Raw genomic sequence first — 21777 nt, 5'->3', positions numbered from 1 at the left:
GATGGCCCTGGGCGACGGCTTCAAGCTCGAAGAAGCGCTGCGTTCGCTGGACTCGGTCCAGCTGGCGCGGGTCAGCGGTCGCCTGGTGCGCGTCTCCGGCCTGCTGCTGGAGAGCCTCGGCTGCCGGCGCATGACCGGCCAGCGCTGCTACGTGGAAGTCGCCGACGGCGAGCGCCTGGAGGCGCAGGTCGTTGGCTTCAACCGTGACATCACCTACCTCATGCCCTTCAAGAAACCCGTCGGCCTGACCTCCGGCTCGCGGGTCTTCCCGGCGCCGGACGAAGCCGTGCTGCACATCGATCATTCCTGGCTGGGGCGCGTGGTCAACGGCCTCGGCGAACCCCTGGACGGCCTCGGCAAGCTCGCCGGCCGTCATCCCCTGCCCACCGAATTGCCGCAGGTGAACCCGTTGCGCCGGCGTCCGGTGTCCGAGCCGCTGGACGTTGGCGTGCGCGCCATCAACGGTCTGCTGACCCTGGGCAAGGGCCAGCGCGTCGGCCTGTTCGCCGGCAGCGGCGTGGGCAAGAGCGTGCTGCTGGGGATGATCACCCGGCAGACCAAGGCCGACGTGGTGGTGGTCGGCCTGATCGGCGAACGCGGCCGCGAGGTGCAGGAATTCATCCTGCACTCCCTCGGCCCGGAAGGCTTGCAGAAGGCCGTGGTGGTGGTGGCGCCGGCCAATGAATCGCCGCTGATGCGCCTGAAGGCCACCGAGCTGTGCCACAGCATCGCCGCCTACTTCCGCGACCAGGGCAAGGACGTGCTGCTGCTGGTGGATTCGCTGACCCGCTACGCCATGGCCCAGCGCGAGATCGCCCTGGCGCTGGGCGAGCCGCCGGCCACCAAGGGCTATCCGCCGTCGGTGTTCGGCATGTTGCCGGAGCTGGTGGAAAGCGCCGGCAACGGCGAGGGCGAGACCGGCAGCCTGAGCGCCATCTACACCGTGCTGGCGGAGGGCGACGACCACCAGGACCCGATCGTCGACTGCGCCCGCGCGATCCTCGACGGGCACATCGTGCTGTCGCGCCGGCTGGCGGATGTCGGGCATTACCCGGCCATCGACATCGGCGCTTCGGTGAGCCGTTGCATGAGCCAGGTGGCCGAGCCGACGCACCTCGCCGCCGCGCGGCAGTTCAAGGAATTCAGCGGCACCTATGAGCGCATCAAGGAGCTGATCCCATTGGGCGGCTACACGCCGGGCATGGACGTGAAGACCGACCGCGCCGTGCAACTGGCGCCGATGCTGGAGCGCTACCTGCGGCAGGAAACCGCCGACGGCGCCGAGCTGGGCAACAGCGTCGCCACCCTGCAAAGCATCGTCGGTGGCCGCTGATGAAGACGCAGATCGACATGCTCGGGCGCCTGGCCGACGTGCGCGGCGGCAAGGTCCGCGAGTTGCTGGGCCGGGTGAATTACCAGCAGAACCTCTGCCAGCGCTACCGCAACAACATCACCGGGCTGGATCGCCTGTGCGGCTTCAGCGTGGCCACCAGCACGCCGCTGCAGCGGCACAACCAGCAGCAGTACAAGGCCACCCTGCACAAGATGCTGCAGTTGCAGCGCCGCGAGCTGGAGGTCGCCGAACAGACCCTGGCGCGCATCCAGGGCGAGCTGATGGCGGCCATGCGCAGCGAGAAGGTGCTCACGCAGGTGATCGAGGCCAAGGTCGGCCAGTGGCAGCTGCAGCTTGCGCAGCAGGAGCAGAAAATCCAGGATGGCCTCGCCGCGCAGTCCTGGTGGCGCGCCAGGGCATGAAGCGAGTGGCGCATAACGCGTGCCGCGTTATGCGCCCTGCGTGGGAGCGTCGATCCGTAGGCCGAATAACCGCTTGCGGTTATCCGCCGTCAGTTCGGCGAGCGCGAAACACGGCATTTAAGTTTTCCCGCGAGGCGGTCGCCCTCTGAGGGAAAGCCCCAAAAACATTCGGATACCGACCATGGAAATCACCCGGCAACTGACCAGCGTTGCGCTGGCCACCAGCGAGTCCGCCAAGAGCGCGCGCAGCGAGCGCGTCGCCCCGGTGGCGGAGACCAGCGCCAGTGCGCCGGTCAGCGATTCGCTGCGCCTGGACGAGATGCAGGAAACCCTGCGCGCCATGCCCGACGTGGACCAGAGCCGCGTTGCGGAAATCCGCCGTGCGCTGATGAATGGCGAGCTGCAGAACGACACCAGCGTGCTCGCCACCAGCATCCTCTCCTACCATCGCGGCAGCGACGCATGACCCAGCGCGCGCGGCTGCTGCAGGTGATCGAGCAGGACATCCAGCAGGATGGCCGCGATTGCCTGGCGCTGCGCGAGCGCCTGCAGGAGCTGTATCGCCACCTGCTGGCGCGGGACAGCGCGCAGATCGAAGCGCTGAACCCCGACATCCAGGCACTGCTCGAGTCCATCGCCGGCCGCGCCCAGCGCCGCAGCCGCGTGCTGCGCGCCTTCCATCTGCCAATGGACGCCGACGGCATGCGCACGCTGCTGTCCAACTACCAGCCGCCACGTCGCGAGGAGCTGCAGCAGGAGTGGCAGCAACTGGGCCAGCTCACCGCCCAGTGCAAGCGCCTCAACGAGCGCAACGGCAAGCTGCTGGCGATGCACCACGACATCCTCAGCCAGCTCATGGGCGATCCGCGCGAGCAGTCGGTGTATTCGCGCCAGACCTACTGATCCGCGCTTCATCTTTCGGTCGCGGTTTTCCTGGGTGGGCGCTGTTCGCGAGCAAGNNCGCTCCTACAAAGAGCGCGCCGGCGTCCCCCTGTAGGAGCGAGCTTGCTCGCGAACCGCACGGCACCCGTCCCGGCCATTGCACGCGAAAAACATCCCGCCGAAACGGCTTAACGAATCCCTCCCCACGGTCGCCCTTTCCCTGCATCAAGGCGCACTTGCGGCAGGCGGAAACACCGCTTCCCGCTGCGCGCCAAAGCATGCCAGGCGGAAGTTCGCCTTCTCCCTGTAGAGCCCGCAAAGCCCTAAGCGGCGGGCCTTGCAGCATTGGCACCGTAATTGCTCTTCCGACCCAAAGAGGTGGATTCACATGGCGACCATAGATTCCGATTACGTCAAAAGCATGGCTCAGCAGCTGGCCACGTACGAAGTGCAGAACGGCCTGAACAAGGCTGACCGCAACAAGTCCTCGTACCAGTCCCAGCTGACTGCCGTGACCTCCCTGGAGTCGGCGCTCAAGACCTTCTCCTCGGCGGTGAAGAGCCTGCAGGGCGTGACCGGCAGCAACACCAGCATGCTGGTGAACAGCGCCACCACCAGCAAGGACGGCTACCTGACCGCCAAGGTCGACAAGAACGCCGTGCCCGGCAGCTACGACTTCTTCGTCGAGCAGCTCGCCACCAGCCACCAGCTGTCCTTCTCCGGGCTGCAGTCCGGCGATGTCGACACCCAGGGCACTCTGACCCTGACCCAGAACGGCAAGTCCTTCGACATCGACCTGAGCAAGATCGACACCGACGGCGACGGCAGCAACTCGCTGGACGAGCTGGCCGCGGCGATCAACAAGGCCACCGACAACACCGGCGTGAAGGCCACCCTGGTGCGCAGCAACGGCCAGGTGTCGCTGGTGCTGGGCGCGGAGAAGTCCGGCGCGGACAACGCCATCAGCCTGTCGCTGAGCGGCACCGACAGCGCCAACAGCGCTTTCGAGAACGCCATTGGCAACCCGCAGGAACTGTCCAAGGCGCAGGACGCCCGCGTCCGCCTGGGTGGTGAGAACGGCATGCTGCTGACCAACGCCAGCAACACCTTCGACAACATCATCGACGGCGTCAGTGCCACCTTCACCCAGGCGCAGAAGTCCGGTGAGCAGGCCATCCGCCTGACCGTCGCGCAGGACCAGAGCGAGACCAAGAAGAAGGTGCAGACCTTCATCGACGCCTTCAACGCGCTGGCCAGCACCATCGACAGCCTGACCGCCGCCGGCGACCAGAACGGCAACGCTCGTGGCGCCCTGGCCGGCGACTCCAGCGTGCGCTCCATCGAGAACGCGCTGAACCAGATGGTTCGCACCAGCTTCGGCGGCGCCAACCTGATCACCCTGGGCATCAGCGCCGACCGCAGCGGCAAGCTGACCCTCGACGCCACCCGCTTCGAGAAGGCCATCGCCAGCGACCCCGAGGCCCTGGACAAGCTGTTCATGGGCAAGGGCAACCTGCTCGACAGCCTGGACAAGGGCGTTGCCGTCTACACCAACAGCGTCAACGGCGTCATGAAGAACCGCAAGGACGCCCTGAACAACAGCCTGCGCCGCGTCGACGATGACTACGACAACCTGCAGAAGCAGTACGACACCTACTACGCGCGCTACCTCAAGCAATACACCTCGATGATGCAGACCATGCAGTCGATGGACCAGACCAGCGGGATGTTCGGATGACCGCCTACGGCATGAACGAAAGCTACGACAGTTACCGGATGATCGACCTGGAGTCCAAGGCCGCCTCGTCCTCGCCCTATGAACTGGTGCTGGTGCTGTTCGACGGCCTGCTCGACGAGCTGGCCCGCGCCCGCGGGCATATCGAGCACAAGCGCTACCAGCAGAAGGGCCGCTCCCTGGAGAAGTGCCTGAACATCCTCAACGGCCTGAACGGCGCGCTCGACTACGAGAATGGCGGCGAGACCGTGCAGGGCCTGGCGCGCCTCTATGACTACTGCATCTACCGCCTCTCCGACGTCAGCGTGTCGCTGGAGGTTGCCGGCATCGACGAAGTGGTGCGCCTGCTGGGCATCCTGCGTGAAGGCTGGGAGGGCGTGAGTGCCGCCCGTGGATGATCGCCAGCGCCTGCTGCAGCTGTACGAACGGCTGGGTGGGGCGCTGCAGCGCAAGGACTGGAAAGCCATGGGTCAGGTCGACCTGGCGATCCGCGCGCAACTGGTGGCGATGTCGTCGCAGGCCGGGCTGGCCGCTGATGTACTGCTGGCCAAGAAGCACCTCAAGCGCCTGCACGAACAGGCGTCGCAGGCCTGCGCCGAGGAGTGCGAGCGTCTGCGCCGCCTCCTGCTCTCGCACCTGGAATATGCCGAGGGACGCTCGGCGTACATGCAGGTGGATACGTACCAGGAGGGTCGATAGACCGTGATCCAGCTCCCGACCCAATCCCTGCCGGGCACTGGCCGCGATGCGCCTGCGGTGGCTGAAGCGCGCCCGCAGGGTTCGCGCCGCGATGAAGCCGGCTTCCGCGAGCAACAACCGGTGCAGTCGAATGCCGGCGAGCGGACCATCACCGTGCAGTCGTTCCTCGCGCAGTTCGATACGGCGCAGGTCGAGGACCCATTGCCGCAGCCCAACCTTGCCTTGCCGGTCCTGCCGGAGGCGCTGCCCGCGGAAAGCCGCGACAGCGATGCGCAAGACCGGCAGGCGGAAGAAGCTTCGCCCTCCGGTGCGGAGAACTGGCTCGCCGGGATGCTCAGCCAGGCCGGCCTGGTGGTGCAGGCGCGGGACAATCCGCCGGCGCAGACCAGCGCCCGCGTGGCCGGCTTCGCCACCCCGGCGGCCGACTCGTCTGCGCAGCCGGCGCCCGTCGGAGTGAAGCCGGAGGATAGGTTGCTGCCTCCTGCCGAGCTTTCCGAGGAGCCCGCCAAGGCGGCTCCGCCGGCCCCCCGAGAGACGACCCAGAGCCAGGCGCAGACGCTGCTGCAACAGCACCTGGCCGCTGCCGCGCAGACGCCGAACTCCGGCATGCCCGCACTGCCGGCCGCCGCAATCGATCCGCGCCTGTCTGCTGCCGACGGCAACGCACAGCCCGCCACCCTGACGCCGACCTCGCCACTGTTCGACAGGCCGCTGCACCTCAAGGGCAACAACGAGGCCCACTGGGGCGAGCAGATGGTCAGTGCGCTGCGCGACAACGTCGAGCTGCAACTCGGCCAGCGTGTGCAGAACGCCACGATTCGCCTGGACCCGCCGGAACTGGGCGCCCTGGAGATCCTCGTGCGCCATGAGGCCGGCCAGCTCAACGTGCAGATTTCCGCCTCCAACGGCGATGTCGTGCGGATGCTGCAGAACACCAGCGAGCGCCTGCGCCAGGAGTTGGTCGGGCAGAACTTCCTGCAGGTCAACGTGCAGGTGTCCTCCGATTCGCCGTCCGGCCAGCAGGGCCAGCAGAACCGCCAGCGCTTCACCGAGGAGCCGCTTGCAGTCGCCGCCAACCCGCGCGACACGCAGGCGGGCGAGCGCTCCGCGCCGCGTGGCGACAGCGATGTACTGATTACCGTGTAGGCCGCCAGCGGCCCGCACCCCCACAGGATTTTTCGAGAAACCCCATGTCCACGCCGCGTCTCGTTCTACTGATGCTCATCGTGAATATCGCCGTCGTGCTGGGCGGCGTGTTCGTCAATTACAAGATGATCAAGTCCGCCAGTCTCGCCCCGGCCGCCGCCGCTTCCGACAAGGAGGCAGCCAAGGAAGATGCAACGGAGGAAGAGCAGGAGAGCGCCGAGTACCTCTTCGTGCCGGTGGAGAAGATCATCGTCAGCTCCCGCGGCGAAGACCGCGAGCACTACTTCGTGATCGACCTGGTGCTGCAGGCCAGGGCCGAGCAGGAGCGCAAGAAGCTCGAGAGCGTTGCGCCGATGGTGCGCAGTTCGGTGGTCGCCAACCTGACCCCGGAGAAGTTCGAAGTGCTGCGTGCGATGCCCATCGGCGACGTGCAGACGCGCCTGGAAAAGGCGGTGATCGACGACTTCGCCGCGCGCAAGGTAGTGGTGCCCTTCGAGCACGTGATGCTCAGCAAGATGATCGTCCAGTAAGCCGCCATGCACGCCCTTCGCGATCCTGATCACGGCTATGCCAGTGGCGTCGGCGGTTACGACAGCCCCGAAGGCGGCCACGCGCGCCTGTCGCCGGCGGCCGAGCAGCGCTGGATGATGCAGTACCTGCCGCTGGTGCGGCGCATCGTCAGCCAGCTGTCGCTGCAGGCCAACCAGGTGCTGGATCGCGAGGACATGGAGCAGATCGGCCTGATGGGCCTGCTCGAAGGCCTGCGTCGCTACGGCGAGCCGGACGAGCAGTTCGGCCGCTTCGCCGCGCTGCGCATCCGCGGTGCCATCCTCGACGAACTGCGGCGCCAGGACTGGCGTCCGCGCCAGGTGCGCCAGCAGGCGCACAAGGTGCGCGATGCGATCCGTTCCCTGGCGCGCCAGCTTGGCCGCGTGCCCAGCGACGAGGAAGTGCTGGCCGCCACCGGCCTCGACGAGGCGGGCTACCAGGATTACCTGCGCGCCGAATCCTCCGAGGCCATCGAGAGCTTCGATGCGCTGCTGCAGAACGGCCACGACGGTGTGCAGGGCAGCGGTGACGCACTGGAAGAGCGAGTGCTCAAGGAGCGCCTGCTGGCCCAGGCGCTGGAGCGCCTCAACGAGCGCGAGCGGCTGATCCTCAACCTGTATTACCAGCACGAATTGAACCTCAAGGAAATCGCCCTGGTGCTGGAGCTGACCGATGCGCGCATCTGCCAGCTGATGAAGCAGGCGATCGGCAAGTGCAGCCGTTTCCTCACGACCCCCGACACTCCCTGAAGAATCCCAAACCATGCAGAAAATCATCGGCGCCCTGATCATCATCGCCTGCGTGCTCGGCGGCTACGCCATGGCCCACGGCGAATTGCGCGCGCTCTGGCAGCCGGCGGAGATGATCATCATCCTCGGCGCGGGCCTGGGCACCCTGGTCGTCGCCAACCCCCGCGAAGTGCTGCTGGAGATGTGCTCGCAGATCAAGGGCGTGTTCGTCTTCAAGCGCCGCGGCGAGGAATTCCAGCGCCAGTTGCTGATGCTGCTCTACGAGCTGCTGGAGATGGTCGACGTCGGCGGCCTGAAGGTGCTCGACGCGCACATCGAGGAGCCGGAGCAGAGCGAGCTGTTCGCCCGCTACCCGCTGATCCTCCAGGAAAAGAACCTGATGGCGTTCATCGCCGACAACTTCCGCCTGATGGCCATGGGCAAGATCAGCGCCCACGAGCTGGAAGGCTTCCTCGAGCAGGAACTGGACGCCATGGAGCACGCCCTGCTGCAGCCGTCCAAATCGCTGCACAAGGTCGGCGAGGCGATGCCCGGTTTCGGCATCCTCGCGGCGATCCTCGGCATCATCATCACCATGGGCAACATCGGCGGCTCGGTGGCCGAGATCGGCGCCCACGTGGCCGCTGCGCTGGTGGGCACCTTCTTCGGCATCTTCGTCTGCTACTGCCTGATGGACCCGTTGTCCAACGCCATGTCGCAGCGGGTGAAGACCGAGCTGTCGGCGCTGGAGTGCGTGCGCACCACGCTGGTCGCCCACGTCGCCGGCAAGCCCACGCTGCTGGCGGTGGACGCCGGTCGCAAGCTGATCGAGCAGGACGTGAAGCCGGCCTTCAAGCAGTTGGAGACCTGGGTCACCCGCTATGAGGAAGAGCGGGACGCAGCATGAAGAAACGTGCCGACAAGCACAGCGAAGTCATCATCAAGCGCCGCAGCAAGAAGGGCCACGATGACGAGCATGGCGGCGCCTGGAAGGTCGCTTTCGCCGACTTCACCCTGGCCATGATGGCGCTGTTCATGGTGCTGTGGATCGTCCACCCGCAGACCGAGCCGCAACCGGTGGCGGTGGGCGACCAGGATGCCAACCCGGTGGTCGATGGTGGTGCCGGCGTGTTCGATGGCGCCAGCCGCACACCCATCGAGCTGGACGGCATGCCGCAGCCGATCAAGACGCCGGAAAAGCCCGCCCCGCAGCTCGCCATCGACTCAGGTAAGCAAGGCAAGGCTGGCGAGCAGCCGCAGGATTCGAGCGTGCAGCAGGACGGCGCAGGCCGCCAGTACGACAGCAACGAGGACCTGCGCGAGCTGGCCGAGCTGATCCGCGAGGTGTCCGGCAAGGTCGATGCCCTGGCCAACATCGAAGTGACCGTGGTGCCGCAGGGGCTGCGCATCCTGATCAAGGACGACCAGCAGCGCTTCATGTTCGCCCGTGGCCAGGCGACCCTCGATCCGCATTTCCAGAAGCTGCTCGGCGCGCTGTCCGGCGTACTGGCCAAGGTGCAGAACAAGCTGATCCTCAGTGGCCACACCGATGCCGTGCAGTACCGCGGCGCCGATGGCTACAACAACTGGAACCTCTCCGGCGACCGCGCCCTGCGCGCGCGCAACGTGATGGTCGACAGTGGCCTGCCGGCTGCGCACGTGCTGCAGGTGGCGGCCCAGGCCGACGTCATGCCGTTGCGCCCGGAAGACCCGGAGAACGGCGCCAACCGGCGCATCGAGATCCTCCTGCTGACCCAGCGCGCGGAGAGCCTGTACCGGGAAATCTTCGGCGAAAGTTACGCCCAGGTGCACTACTCGGCGTCGGGCGCGAAGCTCGTCGAGCCGCAGCCGCAGCCGCAGCCGCAGCCGCAGCAGGAGACGGAGGTGAAGGCGCCGGCTTCAGCGGCGCTCGAAGCAACGCCCCCCTCCCGGGTGGCGGAGCCGACGTTGAAGCTCTGAGCAGGCTCAGCGATTGCGCAGGTGGCGCGGACAGAACACCTGGCGCGTCTCCACGCCGTAGAGGCAGCCGCCCAGGGGTTCGAGGGTGATGCGGGCACCGCGCTGGCGGCCGTAGAGCAGGTTGAAGATCAGCTCGCTGTCCAGGCCGCTGTCGGCCTGCAGGTTGCTGATGCTGTTCTCCTCCACCTGCAACTGGAAGCGCCCGCTCAGGTCGCTGCCGACCAGGCCGGAGACTTCGAGGATGTTGGCGTCCTGCTGGATCATCGAGTAGAAGCGCCCCTCGTGGAACATGGTGGTCTGGGCGATCTCCAGCACCTTGCCATTGCCCAGCAGCACCTGGCCGGACGAAGCGTAGCGGCCATCGATGGCCGAGGTGCCGTGGGCGTGCTTCCACAGCATGCCCAGCGCCAGGGCCAGGCAGATCAAGCCGAACAGCGAAATCACCAGGCAGCGGCGGGCCGCGCCGACCTGGCGACGAAGGTTCAGTTCAGGCACTTGCGCAGCTGCTCCTGGGGAATCCGGGCGACCTGGCTTTCATGGATCAGCAGCCAGTTGGAGTTGCCTTCGGGTTGCACGCAGACCAGTTCATAGAAGCCCGAGGTCATGTGCAGCAGGAGGCCGATGGGCCGGCTGGCCAGGTCGGCCAGTTGGTGGGCCAGGGGGCGGGTGTTGCTGATCAGCCGCTGCAGGTCCTGTTCGTTGTCTTCGACGTAGGTGATCTGCAGGGAGCCGACGTTCTGTTCGGCGGTGAGGACCGGGCTGCGAACCTGGGTGTAGTAGAAGGCGCCGGAGAGGACCAGCACGCCAAGGATGCAGAGGCTGGCGGCGGCGAGTTTCAGGCGCCGTAGATTCGGCGGTCGCAGCCCGGGAACGGGAACGACTTCCTCCAGCGGAATGACTTCCGGGGTGGCGTCGGTGACTTCCGCATCCGGCTCGCTGGCCTGGCCGATCAGGTACTGCGGGTTGAACATGTAGCCGCGGCGCGGCAGCGTCTGGATGATCTGCCGCTGCTTCTCGTCCGCCAGCACCTGGCGCAGGGTGTAGATCTGCTGGTTCAGGCTGCCCTGGCCGACCACCCGGTCGGACCACGCGTGGGTCAGCAGCTCATCGCGGGCCACCACGTCTCCCGGGCTCTGCAGCAGGCGTTCGAGTACGCGGCTGCCGGAAAAACCCAGGTCGATACGCTCCACCTGGCCGTCACGGTCGAGGTCGAGTTGATAGAGCGCGGGATAGAACTGCGCGACGCAATCGGAACGCCCGGTACGGAGGGTCAGGCAGGCGATCGGCCGACTGTCCGCTGGCGTGGAAGTGAGTGTGTTCATCTTGCCCTTGCGAGCCGCTCCCTTGACGGTCGCGGGGAAACTCCATTTGTCCATGGAGGCAGAGGCATTATTTTGACGTCAGAAAAATGTGGGTGCAAGTTCTGAATTTTGCACACTCGTGCTTGCAATTTTCACACGAGCCTTGAAACCACTGACGCAGAGGGGCTGCGCCGCGACGGGAAGTCGCAATGCTGTTTGTCAGCGTACCCGCAGACAGCACAACGCCCCGCCGGGGCGGGGCGTTGGCGGATCAGGGCGCGCGAGGCGGGGGGCGCCTCGCGCTGGCCGGGGCTTAGCCCAGCAGGCCCATGATCATGCTGGGCATCTGGCCAGCTTGCTTGAGCATGGAGATGCCGGACTGCATCAGCATGGAGTTCTTGCTCATGTTGGCGCTTTCGACGGCGAAGTCGGCGTCCATGATGCGGCCTTTGGACAGGTCGGTGTTGTCCTTCATGTTGGCCAGGTTGTTGGAGGTGTGCTGCAGGCGGTTGATGTTCGCACCGAACTGCGCGCGCAGGCTGCCGATGGCGTCCAGGGCATCGTTGGCCAGGTCGATGGAACCGTTGGCGCCGCTGATGGTTTCCAGCTCGGTGCCGTCAGCGCTGGTGGCTGCGAACTGGGTGGTCAGGGCGCCGAAGGCGTCGGTCACGGCTTTCAGTTCGGTGGTGACGTCGACGTTCAGGGTCTCGGCCTTGTCCGAGCCGATCTGGAAGGTCACGCCGTTGGCGGTGCCGAACTTGCCGCTGGCGCCATCGACGCCGAACAGCGCATCGCCGCCGAACTTGGTGTTGGCGATGATGTTCTTCAGTTCCTTGCCCAGTTCGTTGAACTCGGCGGACAGGGCCTTGCCGTCGTCGGTGGTGTTGGTGCCGTTGGCGGCCTGGGTGGCCAGGTCCTTCATGCGCTGGGTGATGTCGGTCAGCTCGCTGAAGGCGCCGTCGGCGGTCTGCATCAGGGAGATGGCGTCGCTGGTGTTGCGCATGGCCACGTCCATTCCGCGGGATTGCGCGTTCAGGCGGGTGGCGATCTGCAGGCCGGCGGCGTCGTCGGCAGCGGAGTTGATGCGCAGGCCGGTGCCCAGGCGCTGCTGGTTGGTGGCCAGCAGGCTGTTGGTCTTGCCCAGGTTGGTCTGGGTGATCAGGGAGGAGTAGTTGGTTTGAATCGACAAGGCCATGGTGGACTTCCTGTATGAGCTGAATGAAGCCGGCGTTGTGCCTGCTGAAGGGGTAAGGCGACAGCTCGCGGGGAAGGATTAAGGGCGGATGAAAAAAATCTGGCGCGGGGATTCCGGCGATACCGGCCGGCGCCGCGCGGGCATCGCCGGCCTGCAGCATGTGTCCTTTTACTCGGGAGCGGTCATCTATGTTGTTGAGACATATCTGACAGCCCTGACGCCGGGGTGCGGCTAAGCTCCTCGGGTCCACAAGGCTGTGGATCGTTCGTCCGAACACCGTGCTCCGAACTTTGAGCCGAACTTTGAGAAAGGAACCTCATGATCTCCGTCTACCAGCTCAAGTCCCGCTTCCAGAACCTGCTCCGCCCCCTGGTCACCCGCCTGTACGAGCGCGGCGTCACCGCCAACCAGGTGACGCTGGGCGCCTGCGGCCTTTCGCTGCTGGTGGCGCTCACGGTCGCGCTGCTGGCCGGCCATGCCTGGATATTCCTGCTGGTCCCCCTGTGGATGTTCCTGCGCATGGCGCTCAATGCCATGGATGGCATGCTCGCCCGCGAGTTCGGCCAGCAGTCGAAGCTGGGCGCCTATCTCAATGAACTCACCGACGTGATCGCCGACAGCGCGTTGTACCTGCCATTCGCCCTGCTGCCGGGTGTGAGCCCGGCGCTGGTGGTGCTGGTGGTCCTGCTGGCGGTGATCAGCGAGTACGCCGGCGTGCTCGGGGTGATGGTGGGTGCCTCCCGGCGCTACGACGGGCCCATGGGCAAGAGCGACCGCGCACTGTGCTTCGGCGTTTTCGGCGCCGCCGTGGCGGTCGGGCAACTGCCGCTGGTCTGGCTGAACCCGCTGCTGGTGCTGCTGGCACTGCTGCTGGTGCTGACTATCGTCAACCGGGTGCGCCAGGGCCTGGCCGAGCAGAAGGAACGGCAGGCCGGCTGAGCCAGGACCGCCACGTCAGGACAGGGACCGGACAGTCCCGCAAGCCATCGAACAGAGGAAGTTATGCGCGAGTCTTCGAATCACCACTTCGTTACCCATGACGGCGTCGAGCTGTTCTACCGCCACTGGCCGGCCGCTGCCGGCAGCGACGAGCCGCGCCGTGCGGTGCTGCTGTTCCATCGCGGCCATGAACATTCCGGGCGCATCGGCCACCTGGCCGACGAGCTCGAGCTGCCCGGCTTCGACGTCTTCGCCTGGGACGCCCGCGGCCACGGCCAGTCCCCCGGCGCGCGTGGCGACAGCCCGAGTTTCGGCACCAGCGTGCGCGACGTGCAGACCTTCGTCGAGCACATCGCCTCGACCTACGGCATCGCCATCAGCGACATGGCGGTGGTGGCGCAGAGTGTCGGCGCGGTGGTCGCCTCCACCTGGGTGCACGACTATGCGCCGCCGATCCGCAGCCTGGTACTCGCCTCGCCCGCGTTCAAGGTCAAGCTCTATGTGCCCTTCGCCCGGCCGGGCCTGAAGCTGGCGCGCTGGTGGCGCGGCAACTTCTTCGTCAACAGCTATGTGAAGGCGAAATTCCTCACCCACGACCCCGAGCGCATCGCCTCCTACGACAGCGACCCGCTGATCGCCAAGGCCATCTCGGTGAACGTGCTGCTGGGCCTGTATGAGGCGGCGGACCGCGTGGTGGCGGACGCCCAGGCGATCCAGGTGCCGACGCAACTGCTGATCTCCGGCGCCGACTTCGTGGTGCACCGCAAACCGCAGCAGCGCTTCTTCGACAACCTCGGCACGGCGCGCAAGGAGCTGCACATCCTGCCCGGCTTCTTCCACGACACCCTCGGCGAGCTGAACCGCGAGCAGGCGACCACCCGCGCGCGGCGCTTCATTCTCGAGTGCTTCGCTCGCGCGCCCGAGCTCGCCGACCTGCGCGACGCCGACCGCTTCGGCTACACCTGCGCCGAGGCGGAAGCCTTGGCGACGCCATTGCCCAACGGGTCCATCCGCGATCTCTACTGGCGCGCCACACGCGCCAACATGCGCCTCGGCCGGCTGCTGTCCGACGGCATCAACCTCGGCTTCCAGACCGGCTTCGACTCCGGCAGCACGCTGGACTACGTCTACCGCAACCAGCCCGCCGGGGCGGGGCCGGTGGGCCGGATGATCGACCGCACCTACCTGGAGTCCGCCGGCTGGCGCGGCATCCGCCAGCGCAAGGTGAACATCGAGGAACTGCTGCGCCTGGCCATGGCCAGCCTGCGCGAGCAGGGCCGCGAGGTGCGCATCCTCGATATCGCCGCCGGCCACGGACGCTACATTCTCGAAGCGCTGCAGGGCGTCGAACCGCTGCCGGAAAGCGTCCTGCTGCGCGACTACAGCGAACTGAATGTGCGCGAAGGCTCGGCGCTGATCGAGCGCCTTGGCCTGAAAGAACGTGCGCGCTTCGTCCAGGGCGATGCCTTCGATGGCGCTGACCTGGCCGCTGTAGAGCCGAAACCGAGCCTGGCGGTGGTGTCCGGTCTGTACGAGCTGTTCGCCGACAACGCTCTGGTCAGCGGCTCGCTGGCCGGCCTCGGCGAAGCGGTGGAGGAGGGCGGCTACCTGATCTACACCGGCCAGCCCTGGCACCCGCAGCTGGAGCTGATCGCCCGCGCCCTGACCAGCCACCGCGCCGGGCAGGCCTGGGTAATGCGCCGCCGCACGCAACGGGAGATGGACCAACTGGTTGAAGCGGCAGGCTTCCGCAAGCTGGCCCAGCGCATCGACGAGGACGGCATCTTCACCGTGTCGCTGGCCCGCCGGGAGCGCCGTTGATGGGCGCAGCGATGCCGCCGCGCGACCCCGGCGTGTTTCGCCGGGCGGTGATCTGGTTGCTGTGCCTCGCGCCATTCTTCTTCGCCAGCTACGGCTTCGCCAACTGGGTGACGGGACAGCGCGAATCGGTCGGTGTGCTGGTGTTCGACTGGGAGCGCGGCACGCCGCTGTGGCCCTGGACGATCATTCCGTACTGGTCGATCGACCTGCTCTACGGCCTGTCCTTCCTGCTGCCACGCACTCGCCGCGAGCTGGACAGCCACGGCTTGCGGCTGCTCACGGCGCAGGTGATCGCGGTCAGCTGCTTCCTGCTTTTCCCGCTGCGCTTCAGCTTCGAGCGCCCGGCACTGGACGGCCTTTTCGGCTGGCTGTTCGATGTGCTGATGGGCTTCGACAAGCCCTTCAACCAGGCGCCTTCGCTGCATATCGCGTTGCTGGTGGTGCTCTGGGCGGCCTACGGGCGCTACGCCAGCGGGGTCTGGCGCTGGTTGCTGCATGGCTGGTTCGCGCTGATCGGGCTGTCGGTCCTGACCACCTGGCAGCACCACTTCATCGATGTGCCGACGGGTGCCCTGGCGGGTTTCTTCTGCCTCTGGCTGTGGCCGCGGGAAGGGCGTTCGCCGCTGGCCGCCTGGACACTGAGCACCGATCCGCGGCGACTTCGACTGGCCACCTTCTACGCCATCGGCGCGGCGCTTTGCGGGCTGTTGGCACTGAGCGGAGGCGGCATATGGCTCTGGTTGAGCTGGCCGGCGGTGTCGCTGGCGCTGGTTGCGCTGTGCTACCTGGGTATCGGCGCGGAGGGCTTCCAGAAGCGCGCGGAGGGTCGCCACTCGCTGGCTGTCTGCTGGCTGCTGGCGCCTTATCGGCTGGCCGCCTGGATCAACTCCCGCGCCTGGACGCGCCAGCACCCGCAGCCCGATGAGGTACTGCCCGGGCTCTGGCTGGGTCGCCTGCCCGGCGCGGCGGAGCGCAAGGCGCGGCCCGAGCTGGGAGTGCTCGACCTCTGTGCGGAGCTTCCCTGCACCGCGCATGACGATCGTTACGCGAGCCTGCCGCTGCTGGACCTGATCACGCCCAGCGTCGATCAGTGTCGACTGGGCGCCGCCTTGATCGACGAACTTCGCGCGCGCGGCCCGCTGCTGGTCTGCTGCGCCCTGGGGTATTCGCGCAGTGCGACGGTCCTGGCCGCGTGGCTGCTGTTATCCGGCCGTGCGGCCACGCTCGAGGATGCGCTGGCGCAGGTTCGCCACGCGCGTCCGCGGGTGGTGCTCAAGGCCGAACAACTGGCGGTGCTGGCGCAGATCGCCGGCCAGCCGAACCTGTCACAGGAGGTGAGTCATGTCGGTTGATCCGGCCCTGATCCTGGTAGCCAGCCTGTTGCGCCGCGGCAGCAGTCTCAATGGCCTTTCCTCGGCGCTCACCGTGCTGGCGCTGGCGCTCGGCTTCTACGGCGCGCTGATGGCCAGCGCCACCCTGGCGTTCAGCCTGAGCATGGCGTTGCTGGTGCTGCTCGGGCTGGTGCAGAAGTTCTATGCCATGCGCGTGGCGCTGGACGCCGACCTGTTCGAAGCCATGGCCAACGCCGGCGAAGCACTGCCGGAGAAAACCCGCCAACTGGATGACGCACTGGCCACCTATGTGGGTGTGCCGGAAGAAATGTCCGGCCGCACCTGGAGCGAGCGCAGCCGTGGCGCGCTGAAGCTCCTGCGTCGGCAGGTAGTGCTGTGCGCGCTGCAGTGGCTGGTTGCACTGCTGTGCCTGATCGCCCTGACCTTCCAATCCTGAGGAACGTACCCGCAATGCTGGAACGACTCTGCGCCTACGCCATCATCGCCGGAGCCCGTGCGGTGACCGGCCTGCGCAGCCTGTGGATCGGCACCACGCCGATCCCTGCGCAGCGCATCTACTACGCCAACCACAGCAGCCATGGCGATTTCGTCCTGCTCTGGGCCTCGCTGCCGCCGGAGCTGCGCTCGCGCACGCGGCCGGTGGCGGGCATGGACTACTGGGGCAAGGGCGGCCTGCGTGGCTTCATCATCAACCGCGTGTTCCATGGCGTGCTGATCGACCGCACGCGCGGCGCGGAGGGTGGTAATCCGCTGGAGCCGGTGGAGCGCGCCCTGGCCGACGGCGACTCGCTGATCCTCTTCCCCGAAGGCACCCGCAACCTCGACGAGGAAGTGCGCCTGCTGCCTTTCAAGAGCGGCATCTATCACCTGTCCAAGGCCCATCCGCAGGTCGAGCTGGTGCCGGTCTGGCTGGACAACCTCAACCGCGTGATGCCCAAGGGCCGCGCGCTGCCCTTGCCGCTGCTATGCACCCTGAGCTTCGGCGCACCGCTGGCGGTACAGGAGGACGAGGCCAAGGAAGCGTTCCTCGAACGCGCCCGCGAGGCACTGCTGAAACTGGCCGCGGCGGAGGGTCGTTGAGATGAACCAGACCTGGCTGCTCTTCGGTGGCATCGGCGCCATCCTCGTCCTCGCCTCGCTGGTCGGCGCGGTGCTGCGCTGGAAAGCGCCGCCCGGACCGCACGCGGTGATCGACAACCTCAACGCGCGGATCAACGCCTGGTGGGTGATGGTCGCGGTGATCGGTTGCGCCTTCGCACTGGGTTACTGGGCGGTGATCCTGCTGTTCTACGGGGTGTCGTTCTACGCCTTGCGCGAATTCCTCACCCTGATGCCGACCCGCCGCAGCGACTATCCGGCGCTGGTGGCGGCGTTCTACTTCGTGCTGCCGATGCAGTACCTGCTGATCGGCATCGGTTGGTACGGGCTGTTCTCCATCTTCATTCCGGTCTACGTGTTCCTGCTGTTGCCGATCCTCGCTTCGCTGGGGGGCGACTCGAAGCATTTCCTCGAGCGCGCCTCGAAGGTGCAGTGGGGGCTGATGCTGGCCGTGTTCTGCATCTCCTATGTGCCGGCGCTGCTGACCCTGGAGATTGCCGGCTACGAAGGGCGCAACCTGCTGCTGATCGCCTTCCTGGTCATCGTCGTGCAGCTGTCCGACGTGCTGCAGTACGTCTGCGGCAAGCTCATGGGCAAGCGCAAGATCGCGCCGAACCTGTCGCCGTCCAAGACCCTGGAAGGCTTCGTCGGCGGTGTGGCGCTGGCCACGCTGATCGGCGGCGCGTTGTGGTGGATCACGCCCTTCACCTTCTGGCAGGCGCTGCTGATCGCCCTGATGATCAACATCCTGGGCTTCTTCGGCGGGTTGGTGATGTCGGCGATCAAGCGCGACCGCGGGGTGAAGGACTGGGGCCACATGATCGAAGGCCACGGCGGCATGCTCGATCGCCTGGATTCGGTGTGCTTCGCTGCACCGGTGTTCTTCCACTTCGTCCGTTACTGGTGGACCTGACTTCCGTCGGAAATCCCCCCGGGCGCTCCGGAGTAACCCATCCGGAGCGCCGGTTCGCGGCTACGCTTGCTCTATCACCTGGCGGAGTGTCATACGGCAACGGAGTGTTTGGACGTAGGCAGTCGAATCTTTGCGGGGCCATGAAGCAATGAGCACTCTCTTTCCGCGAGTCACCGGCGGGGCCGCGTCTTGAACGGCTCGACCGGCGTTTTCCCCTTTACCTGCCTGGTCACCGCCATCGGCTCCTACTCCGCCGAATCGGTGATCTCGTCATTGCGCGAACACTGGCGCGCGCGAGTGGTGGGGACCAATACCCAGCCCCGCGACTGGTGCACGACCTCGGCCTTGCTGGATGCCTTCCATCGGGTTCCGGCGGCGAGAAATGTTACCGAGTATGTGGAGCACATCCTCAGAATCTGCGAAGCCGAGCGGGTGACGCATGTGTTGCCGCTGATCGACCCGGAGGTCGATGCCTTTGCGCTGCACCACGAAGCGTTCGCCGAACGCGGCATCACGCTGTGCATGCAGCCGCTGGAGACCATTCACATCGCCCGCGACAAGTGGCGGGTGCACCAGGCCTTCCGCCATGACCCGCTGATCCGCACGATTCCCACCTGGCGCCTGGAGGACCTGCCCGTGCCGGGGCTGGACCTGCCGCTGATCGCCAAGCCGCGCGACGGGCGCAATTGCGAAGGGCTGATGCAGGTACGCGATGGGGACTTCCTGCATTACGTGCGCAAGCGTTTCTCGGACCGCGACTACATCGTGCAGCCCTTGCTGCCGGGTGAGGTCTGCGTGGTGGATGTGGTGCGCCAGCGGAGCAGCGGCGACTGGGCGGCCATGGCGCGCCAGGAACTGGTGCGCACGCCTACTGGCGCAGGCCTGACCGTGCGCATGCTGGCCGACCCGCAACTGGTCGAGATGGCCGGGCAGGTCGCCCGCGTGCTGGGCGTGAACGGCTGCATCAACATGGAGTTCCTGGTGCAGGACGGCGAGGCGCTGCTGATGGACGTCAACCCGCGCTTCTCCGGCGGGATCGCCTTCAGCCACCTGTCCGGCTACGACATGGTCGCCAACCACCTGCGCTGCTTCCGCGAAGCGCCCCTGGATGCGCCGGTGCTGCCGGCGCCAAGCATCCATGCGCGGCGGCTGGTGGAGGTGACCACCTGCACGGGGCAACCGGCGCACGCAGGAGCGGACTCCGTCCGCGATGTCCTGTCGCCGTTGCGGAGTTGAAGGAGCCTGCGGGAATGGGCGCGCGCCATTTGTGAGTTCGCCGTCCGCCGCGCCTGCGCACCCTGGGAGGTCGGGATCGACCTGCCGGAGCGGCCGGCATCAGAAGATGCTGCTCACCTCGCCTGACGCCGTCACCTTCGCCTCGATGATCTTCTGGCTGCGCAGGTTCTTCACGCGGATCACGTCGTCCTGCTTGCCGTTGGCCAGTGCCTCGCCGACGGCGCTGGCCTGGATGCCGTCCTGGCTGGCGACGATCTTCACTTGCTGGCCGCGGCGCACCAGCATGGCCCCATCGAGCAGTGCTGGCGTCAGCGGCTGGTCGGCGCGGATGCGGCGGCGGGCCGTCTTGCCGGCCACCTCGGCGATTGCGGTGAAGTAACCCCGCGAGCTCTTGCCGAGCTCCACCGGCGCGAGCTTGAGCTGCGCCGCGTCCAGCGTCTGGCCGCGCGCGATCTCGGCGCTGGCGACCACCGTTGGCAGGTACACGGTGGGTTGGCTGATGAAGGTGACCGGCCAGCCGGATTGCCCCGCGCAGGAGGCTTCGAAGCGTCGTCGCGCGGTGACCGCAGCGGGCGCTTCGAGCGCGCGCAGTTGCGGGCCGCCGGGGCAGGCAGCGAGCTTGCCCAGGCTGTTGGGCAGGTTGTTGTTCACCGTGAAAGTCATGCCTTTCCAGCCGGCCTTGCGCGCGGCTTCCTTCAGCTCGGCGGCGACCTGCTGCTGCGCGGCGGCGTCGAGTTGCGCACGCGCATCCTGCGCGTGCGCAAGGGCGGGGAGCAGCAGGAGGAAGCAGGCGGAAAGGGCCTTTCCGCATCCCCTCGCACGGCGCGTCGAAAGCGGAAAAGCCGCGTTGCATGCGCGTTTTTTATCTGCGCATAAAGCCTTGTAAATCAACGACATGAAGCGATATTCCGGGGTGGGCATGCTTTGTGCTCTGTCGCTGCGCACACCGAAAGATGGCCGAACGACGAGAGCGGGTTGCGCGAATGAGTATACGGTTTGACGAGACCCTGGGTATCCACGAGAGAGCCCTCTCGCTGCACATGCAGCGCAGCGAAATCCTGGCCTCCAACCTGGCCAACGAAGACACCCCCGGCTTCAAGGCGCGGGACATCGATTTCGCCGCCGAGATGCAGCGCCAGGACAATCCGTCCGCTCTGCTGGCCAGCACCGGCCCGCACGCGATGGACCTGAAGTACCGCATCCCCAACCAGCCTTCCCAGGACGGCAACAGCGTGGAGCTGTCCACCGAGCAGGCGGAATTCTCGCGCAACGCGATGGATTTCCAGACCAGCCTGACCTTCCTGACCATGAAATTCCGCGGCCTCAAGCAGGCCATCGAGGGACGCTGACGCCATGGCATTCGACTCCATCTACCGCATCGCCGGCTCGTCGATGAACGCGCAGACCGTGCGCCTGAATACCGTGGCCAGCAACCTGGCCAACGCCGACTCCGCCGCCAACAGCCCGGACACCGTGTACCAGGCGCGCAAGCCGATGTTCGCCGCCGTCTACGAGAACGACCAGCTCACCCGCGGCGCCGGCATGGGCGGCGCCCACGTGCAGGTGCTCGACGTGGTGACTTCCGGCCGCTCGCCGCAGCGCCGCTACGAGCCCGGCAGCCCGCTGGCCGATGCCACCGGCTACGTCTACTACCCCGACGTCAACGAGATCGAGGAGATGACCGACATGATGTCCGCCACCCGCAGCTTCGAGACCGGCGTGGAAGTGCTCAACCGCGTGAAGAGCATGCAGTCCAGCCTGTTGAAACTGGGAGACGCCTGATGAGCACGGTCAACAACGACACCAGCTCCACCGGCACCAGCGGCACCTCGTCCGACACGCCCAGGCAGGCGGTCAACCTCGGCGAGCTGACCGACATGGAGAACAGCTTCATCACCCTGCTGGTCGCCCAGGTGCAATACCAGGACCCGACCAAGCCGGTGGACAGCACCGAGTTCATCAACCAGTACTCGGCCATGGCGCAGGTGAAGAGCATGCAGAACATGACCACCCTGCAGCAGAACAACCTGGTGCTGATGGACAACCTGCAGACCCTCACCGCCGCCGGCCTGGTCGGCCAGGAAGTGAAGGTCAGCGCCGACAGCCTGCAGCTGGACGGCGACAAGGTCAGCGGGCAGATCACCCTGGAGCATGCCTCGGCTACCACCGTACTGCAGCTCACCGATGCCAACGGCGTGCGCACCGATATCACCCTCGGCCCGCAGGAAGCCGGCGCGGTGCCCTTCACCGTGGACCCCGAAGCGCTCGGCCTGAAGCCCGGCCAGTACACGCTGGCGGTCAAGACCGAGAGCGGCGAGACGCCGGGTGTCGAGGTTTCCGGCCTGGTGCGCAACGTCCGCGTCAGCGCCGACGGCCCCGTGCTGGAAGTCGAGGGCGCAGGCTCGGTGCCGTTCTACAAGATCGTCGAATTCAGTCAGGGCCAGGCCGCCTGAGCGCCTGCTTCCCCCC

Annotated in this window: 27 protein-coding genes; 23 read left to right on the top strand and 4 right to left on the bottom strand. The window is 66.7% G+C overall.

Going from position 1 to position 21777, the window contains the following annotated elements:
- The first annotated feature begins 1 nt into the window (after window position 1).
- The 12 genes from fliI to UB43_RS17265 all read left to right on the top strand — a co-directional run bounded on the left by fliI (window position 2) and on the right by UB43_RS17265 (window position 9453).
- Complete coding sequence (gene fliI, locus UB43_RS17320) at window positions 2-1333, top strand: flagellar protein export ATPase FliI (protein WP_045213332.1); 1332 nt, start codon at window positions 2-4, stop codon at window positions 1331-1333.
- Complete coding sequence (locus UB43_RS17315) at window positions 1333-1755, top strand: flagellar FliJ family protein (RefSeq protein WP_045213329.1); 423 nt, start codon at window positions 1333-1335, stop codon at window positions 1753-1755. Before fliI ends, UB43_RS17315 begins: the two co-directional genes overlap by 1 nt.
- A gap of 181 nt (window positions 1756-1936) precedes the next feature.
- On the top strand, window positions 1937-2221 hold the full coding sequence (gene flgM, locus UB43_RS17310) for a flagellar biosynthesis anti-sigma factor FlgM (protein ID WP_045213327.1): 285 nt from the start codon (window positions 1937-1939) through the stop codon (window positions 2219-2221).
- Window positions 2218-2658, top strand: a complete 441-nt coding sequence (gene flgN / locus UB43_RS17305; protein WP_045213324.1) for a flagellar protein FlgN — start codon at window positions 2218-2220, stop codon at window positions 2656-2658. Before flgM ends, flgN begins: the two co-directional genes overlap by 4 nt.
- Window positions 2659-3025: 367 nt before the next feature.
- Window positions 3026-4375, top strand: coding sequence for a flagellar filament capping protein FliD (fliD, locus tag UB43_RS17300; RefSeq protein WP_045213316.1), 1350 nt, complete (start codon window positions 3026-3028; stop codon window positions 4373-4375).
- Window positions 4372-4770 carry a flagellar export chaperone FliS gene (fliS, locus tag UB43_RS17295; protein ID WP_037017149.1) on the top strand — a complete coding sequence of 133 codons (399 nt, stop codon included), beginning with the start codon at window positions 4372-4374 and terminating at the stop codon, window positions 4768-4770. Before fliD ends, fliS begins: the two co-directional genes overlap by 4 nt.
- Complete coding sequence (locus tag UB43_RS17290; RefSeq protein ID WP_045213314.1) at window positions 4754-5071, top strand: hypothetical protein; 318 nt, start codon at window positions 4754-4756, stop codon at window positions 5069-5071. Before fliS ends, UB43_RS17290 begins: the two co-directional genes overlap by 17 nt.
- A 3-nt stretch (window positions 5072-5074) precedes the next feature.
- A complete protein-coding gene (locus UB43_RS17285) occupies window positions 5075-6217 on the top strand; it encodes a flagellar hook-length control protein FliK (RefSeq protein ID WP_052969559.1) in 1143 nt (380 codons plus the stop codon).
- Between the two features lie 44 nt (window positions 6218-6261).
- Window positions 6262-6747: a flagellar basal body-associated FliL family protein gene (locus UB43_RS17280; RefSeq protein WP_045213312.1), complete on the top strand. Its 486-nt coding sequence runs from the start codon at window positions 6262-6264 to the stop codon at window positions 6745-6747.
- Window positions 6748-6753: 6 nt separating this feature from the next.
- Entirely contained in the window at window positions 6754-7515 is a 762-nt protein-coding gene (locus UB43_RS17275; protein WP_045213310.1) for a FliA/WhiG family RNA polymerase sigma factor, read from the top strand.
- A gap of 13 nt (window positions 7516-7528) precedes the next feature.
- Window positions 7529-8401 (top strand): flagellar motor stator protein MotA, encoded by an 873-nt coding sequence (gene motA, locus UB43_RS17270; protein ID WP_045213308.1) that lies wholly within the window; start codon window positions 7529-7531, stop codon window positions 8399-8401.
- Window positions 8398-9453 (top strand): OmpA family protein, encoded by a 1056-nt coding sequence (locus UB43_RS17265; protein ID WP_082085856.1) that lies wholly within the window; start codon window positions 8398-8400, stop codon window positions 9451-9453. Before motA ends, UB43_RS17265 begins: the two co-directional genes overlap by 4 nt.
- A gap of 6 nt (window positions 9454-9459) precedes the next feature.
- Here UB43_RS17265 and UB43_RS17260 read toward each other — a convergent pair whose 3' ends face one another.
- The 3 genes from UB43_RS17260 to lafA form a co-directional block, all read right to left on the bottom strand.
- The gene (locus UB43_RS17260) at window positions 9460-9948 is read right to left on the bottom strand and encodes a hypothetical protein (protein ID WP_156160436.1); all 489 of its coding nucleotides are present in this window, start codon (window positions 9946-9948) and stop codon (window positions 9460-9462) included.
- Window positions 9936-10775 carry a winged helix-turn-helix domain-containing protein gene (locus UB43_RS17255; protein ID WP_045213306.1) on the bottom strand — a complete coding sequence of 280 codons (840 nt, stop codon included), beginning with the start codon at window positions 10773-10775 and terminating at the stop codon, window positions 9936-9938. The genes UB43_RS17260 and UB43_RS17255 overlap by 13 nt, the downstream gene beginning before the upstream one ends.
- A 292-nt stretch (window positions 10776-11067) precedes the next feature.
- Window positions 11068-11949, bottom strand: coding sequence for a lateral flagellin LafA (lafA, locus tag UB43_RS17250; RefSeq protein ID WP_045213305.1), 882 nt, complete (start codon window positions 11947-11949; stop codon window positions 11068-11070).
- 88 nt (window positions 11950-12037) lie between these two features.
- Here lafA and UB43_RS29575 point away from each other — a divergent pair, with 88 nt between their 5' ends.
- The 8 genes from UB43_RS29575 to UB43_RS17215 all read left to right on the top strand — a co-directional run bounded on the left by UB43_RS29575 (window position 12038) and on the right by UB43_RS17215 (window position 19308).
- Entirely contained in the window at window positions 12038-12184 is a 147-nt protein-coding gene (locus UB43_RS29575) for a hypothetical protein (protein WP_156160435.1), read from the top strand.
- Between the two features lie 83 nt (window positions 12185-12267).
- A complete protein-coding gene (locus UB43_RS17245) occupies window positions 12268-12888 on the top strand; it encodes a CDP-alcohol phosphatidyltransferase family protein (RefSeq protein ID WP_045213304.1) in 621 nt (206 codons plus the stop codon).
- A gap of 63 nt (window positions 12889-12951) precedes the next feature.
- Window positions 12952-14709: a bifunctional alpha/beta hydrolase/class I SAM-dependent methyltransferase gene (locus UB43_RS17240; RefSeq protein ID WP_045213302.1), complete on the top strand. Its 1758-nt coding sequence runs from the start codon at window positions 12952-12954 to the stop codon at window positions 14707-14709.
- Between the two features lie 11 nt (window positions 14710-14720).
- The gene (locus tag UB43_RS17235; RefSeq protein ID WP_045214167.1) at window positions 14721-16061 is read left to right on the top strand and encodes a phosphatase PAP2/dual specificity phosphatase family protein; all 1341 of its coding nucleotides are present in this window, start codon (window positions 14721-14723) and stop codon (window positions 16059-16061) included.
- Window positions 16051-16497 (top strand): hypothetical protein, encoded by a 447-nt coding sequence (locus UB43_RS17230; RefSeq protein WP_045213300.1) that lies wholly within the window; start codon window positions 16051-16053, stop codon window positions 16495-16497. The genes UB43_RS17235 and UB43_RS17230 overlap by 11 nt, the downstream gene beginning before the upstream one ends.
- A 14-nt stretch (window positions 16498-16511) precedes the next feature.
- Window positions 16512-17141, top strand: a complete 630-nt coding sequence (locus UB43_RS17225) for a 1-acyl-sn-glycerol-3-phosphate acyltransferase (RefSeq protein ID WP_045213296.1) — start codon at window positions 16512-16514, stop codon at window positions 17139-17141.
- Window position 17142: 1 nt separating this feature from the next.
- Window positions 17143-18072, top strand: a complete 930-nt coding sequence (locus UB43_RS17220) for a phosphatidate cytidylyltransferase (protein WP_045213295.1) — start codon at window positions 17143-17145, stop codon at window positions 18070-18072.
- 189 nt (window positions 18073-18261) lie between these two features.
- Window positions 18262-19308, top strand: a complete 1047-nt coding sequence (locus UB43_RS17215; RefSeq protein WP_052969558.1) for an ATP-grasp domain-containing protein — start codon at window positions 18262-18264, stop codon at window positions 19306-19308.
- 99 nt (window positions 19309-19407) lie between these two features.
- On the opposite strand, the gene flgA is transcribed toward UB43_RS17215, so the two are convergent.
- On the bottom strand, window positions 19408-20229 hold the full coding sequence (gene flgA, locus UB43_RS17210; RefSeq protein WP_052969557.1) for a flagellar basal body P-ring formation chaperone FlgA: 822 nt from the start codon (window positions 20227-20229) through the stop codon (window positions 19408-19410).
- A 62-nt stretch (window positions 20230-20291) separates the two neighbouring features.
- On the opposite strand from flgA, the gene flgB reads away from it, so the two are divergent.
- From flgB to UB43_RS17195, 3 genes are read left to right on the top strand one after another with little or no spacing between them, the layout of a single operon-like run.
- The gene (gene flgB / locus UB43_RS17205) at window positions 20292-20657 is read left to right on the top strand and encodes a flagellar basal body rod protein FlgB (protein ID WP_045213294.1); all 366 of its coding nucleotides are present in this window, start codon (window positions 20292-20294) and stop codon (window positions 20655-20657) included.
- A 4-nt stretch (window positions 20658-20661) separates the two neighbouring features.
- Complete coding sequence (gene flgC, locus UB43_RS17200) at window positions 20662-21090, top strand: flagellar basal body rod protein FlgC (RefSeq protein WP_045213291.1); 429 nt, start codon at window positions 20662-20664, stop codon at window positions 21088-21090.
- Window positions 21090-21761, top strand: a complete 672-nt coding sequence (locus UB43_RS17195) for a flagellar hook capping FlgD N-terminal domain-containing protein (RefSeq protein WP_045213288.1) — start codon at window positions 21090-21092, stop codon at window positions 21759-21761. Before flgC ends, UB43_RS17195 begins: the two co-directional genes overlap by 1 nt.
- Window positions 21762-21777 lie beyond the last annotated feature (16 nt).

This window comes from Pseudomonas sp. 21, assembly GCF_000955805.1.
Taxonomy (GTDB): Bacteria; Pseudomonadota; Gammaproteobacteria; order Pseudomonadales; family Pseudomonadaceae; genus Pseudomonas.
Note: the sequence above shows the minus strand (reverse complement) of the source record. Positions and strands in the feature narration are given on the sequence as shown.

Excerpts from the sequence above, each read along its gene's own strand:
- flgN (WP_045213324.1), top strand. The coding sequence starts at position 2,218 with ATGACCCAGCGCGCGCGGCTGCTGCAGGTGATCGAGCAGGACATCCAG.
- UB43_RS17255 (WP_045213306.1), bottom strand. The coding sequence starts at position 10,775 with ATGAACACACTCACTTCCACGCCAGCGGACAGTCGGCCGATCGCCTGC.
- UB43_RS17245 (WP_045213304.1), top strand. The coding sequence starts at position 12,268 with ATGATCTCCGTCTACCAGCTCAAGTCCCGCTTCCAGAACCTGCTCCGC.
- UB43_RS17225 (WP_045213296.1), top strand. The coding sequence starts at position 16,512 with ATGCTGGAACGACTCTGCGCCTACGCCATCATCGCCGGAGCCCGTGCG.
- flgA (WP_052969557.1), bottom strand. The coding sequence starts at position 20,229 with ATGCCCACCCCGGAATATCGCTTCATGTCGTTGATTTACAAGGCTTTA.
- fliI (WP_045213332.1), top strand. The coding sequence starts at position 2 with ATGGCCCTGGGCGACGGCTTCAAGCTCGAAGAAGCGCTGCGTTCGCTG.
- flgC (WP_045213291.1), top strand. The coding sequence starts at position 20,662 with ATGGCATTCGACTCCATCTACCGCATCGCCGGCTCGTCGATGAACGCG.
- flgB (WP_045213294.1), top strand. The coding sequence starts at position 20,292 with ATGAGTATACGGTTTGACGAGACCCTGGGTATCCACGAGAGAGCCCTC.
- fliD (WP_045213316.1), top strand. The coding sequence starts at position 3,026 with ATGGCGACCATAGATTCCGATTACGTCAAAAGCATGGCTCAGCAGCTG.
- UB43_RS17235 (WP_045214167.1), top strand. The coding sequence starts at position 14,721 with ATGCCGCCGCGCGACCCCGGCGTGTTTCGCCGGGCGGTGATCTGGTTG.
- UB43_RS17220 (WP_045213295.1), top strand. The coding sequence starts at position 17,143 with ATGAACCAGACCTGGCTGCTCTTCGGTGGCATCGGCGCCATCCTCGTC.
- fliS (WP_037017149.1), top strand. The coding sequence starts at position 4,372 with ATGACCGCCTACGGCATGAACGAAAGCTACGACAGTTACCGGATGATC.
- UB43_RS17230 (WP_045213300.1), top strand. The coding sequence starts at position 16,051 with ATGTCGGTTGATCCGGCCCTGATCCTGGTAGCCAGCCTGTTGCGCCGC.
- UB43_RS29575 (WP_156160435.1), top strand. The coding sequence starts at position 12,038 with ATGAAAAAAATCTGGCGCGGGGATTCCGGCGATACCGGCCGGCGCCGC.
- UB43_RS17265 (WP_082085856.1), top strand. The coding sequence starts at position 8,398 with ATGAAGAAACGTGCCGACAAGCACAGCGAAGTCATCATCAAGCGCCGC.
- UB43_RS17195 (WP_045213288.1), top strand. The coding sequence starts at position 21,090 with ATGAGCACGGTCAACAACGACACCAGCTCCACCGGCACCAGCGGCACC.
- UB43_RS17240 (WP_045213302.1), top strand. The coding sequence starts at position 12,952 with ATGCGCGAGTCTTCGAATCACCACTTCGTTACCCATGACGGCGTCGAG.
- motA (WP_045213308.1), top strand. The coding sequence starts at position 7,529 with ATGCAGAAAATCATCGGCGCCCTGATCATCATCGCCTGCGTGCTCGGC.
- UB43_RS17315 (WP_045213329.1), top strand. The coding sequence starts at position 1,333 with ATGAAGACGCAGATCGACATGCTCGGGCGCCTGGCCGACGTGCGCGGC.
- flgM (WP_045213327.1), top strand. The coding sequence starts at position 1,937 with ATGGAAATCACCCGGCAACTGACCAGCGTTGCGCTGGCCACCAGCGAG.
- UB43_RS17280 (WP_045213312.1), top strand. The coding sequence starts at position 6,262 with ATGTCCACGCCGCGTCTCGTTCTACTGATGCTCATCGTGAATATCGCC.
- UB43_RS17275 (WP_045213310.1), top strand. The coding sequence starts at position 6,754 with ATGCACGCCCTTCGCGATCCTGATCACGGCTATGCCAGTGGCGTCGGC.
- lafA (WP_045213305.1), bottom strand. The coding sequence starts at position 11,949 with ATGGCCTTGTCGATTCAAACCAACTACTCCTCCCTGATCACCCAGACC.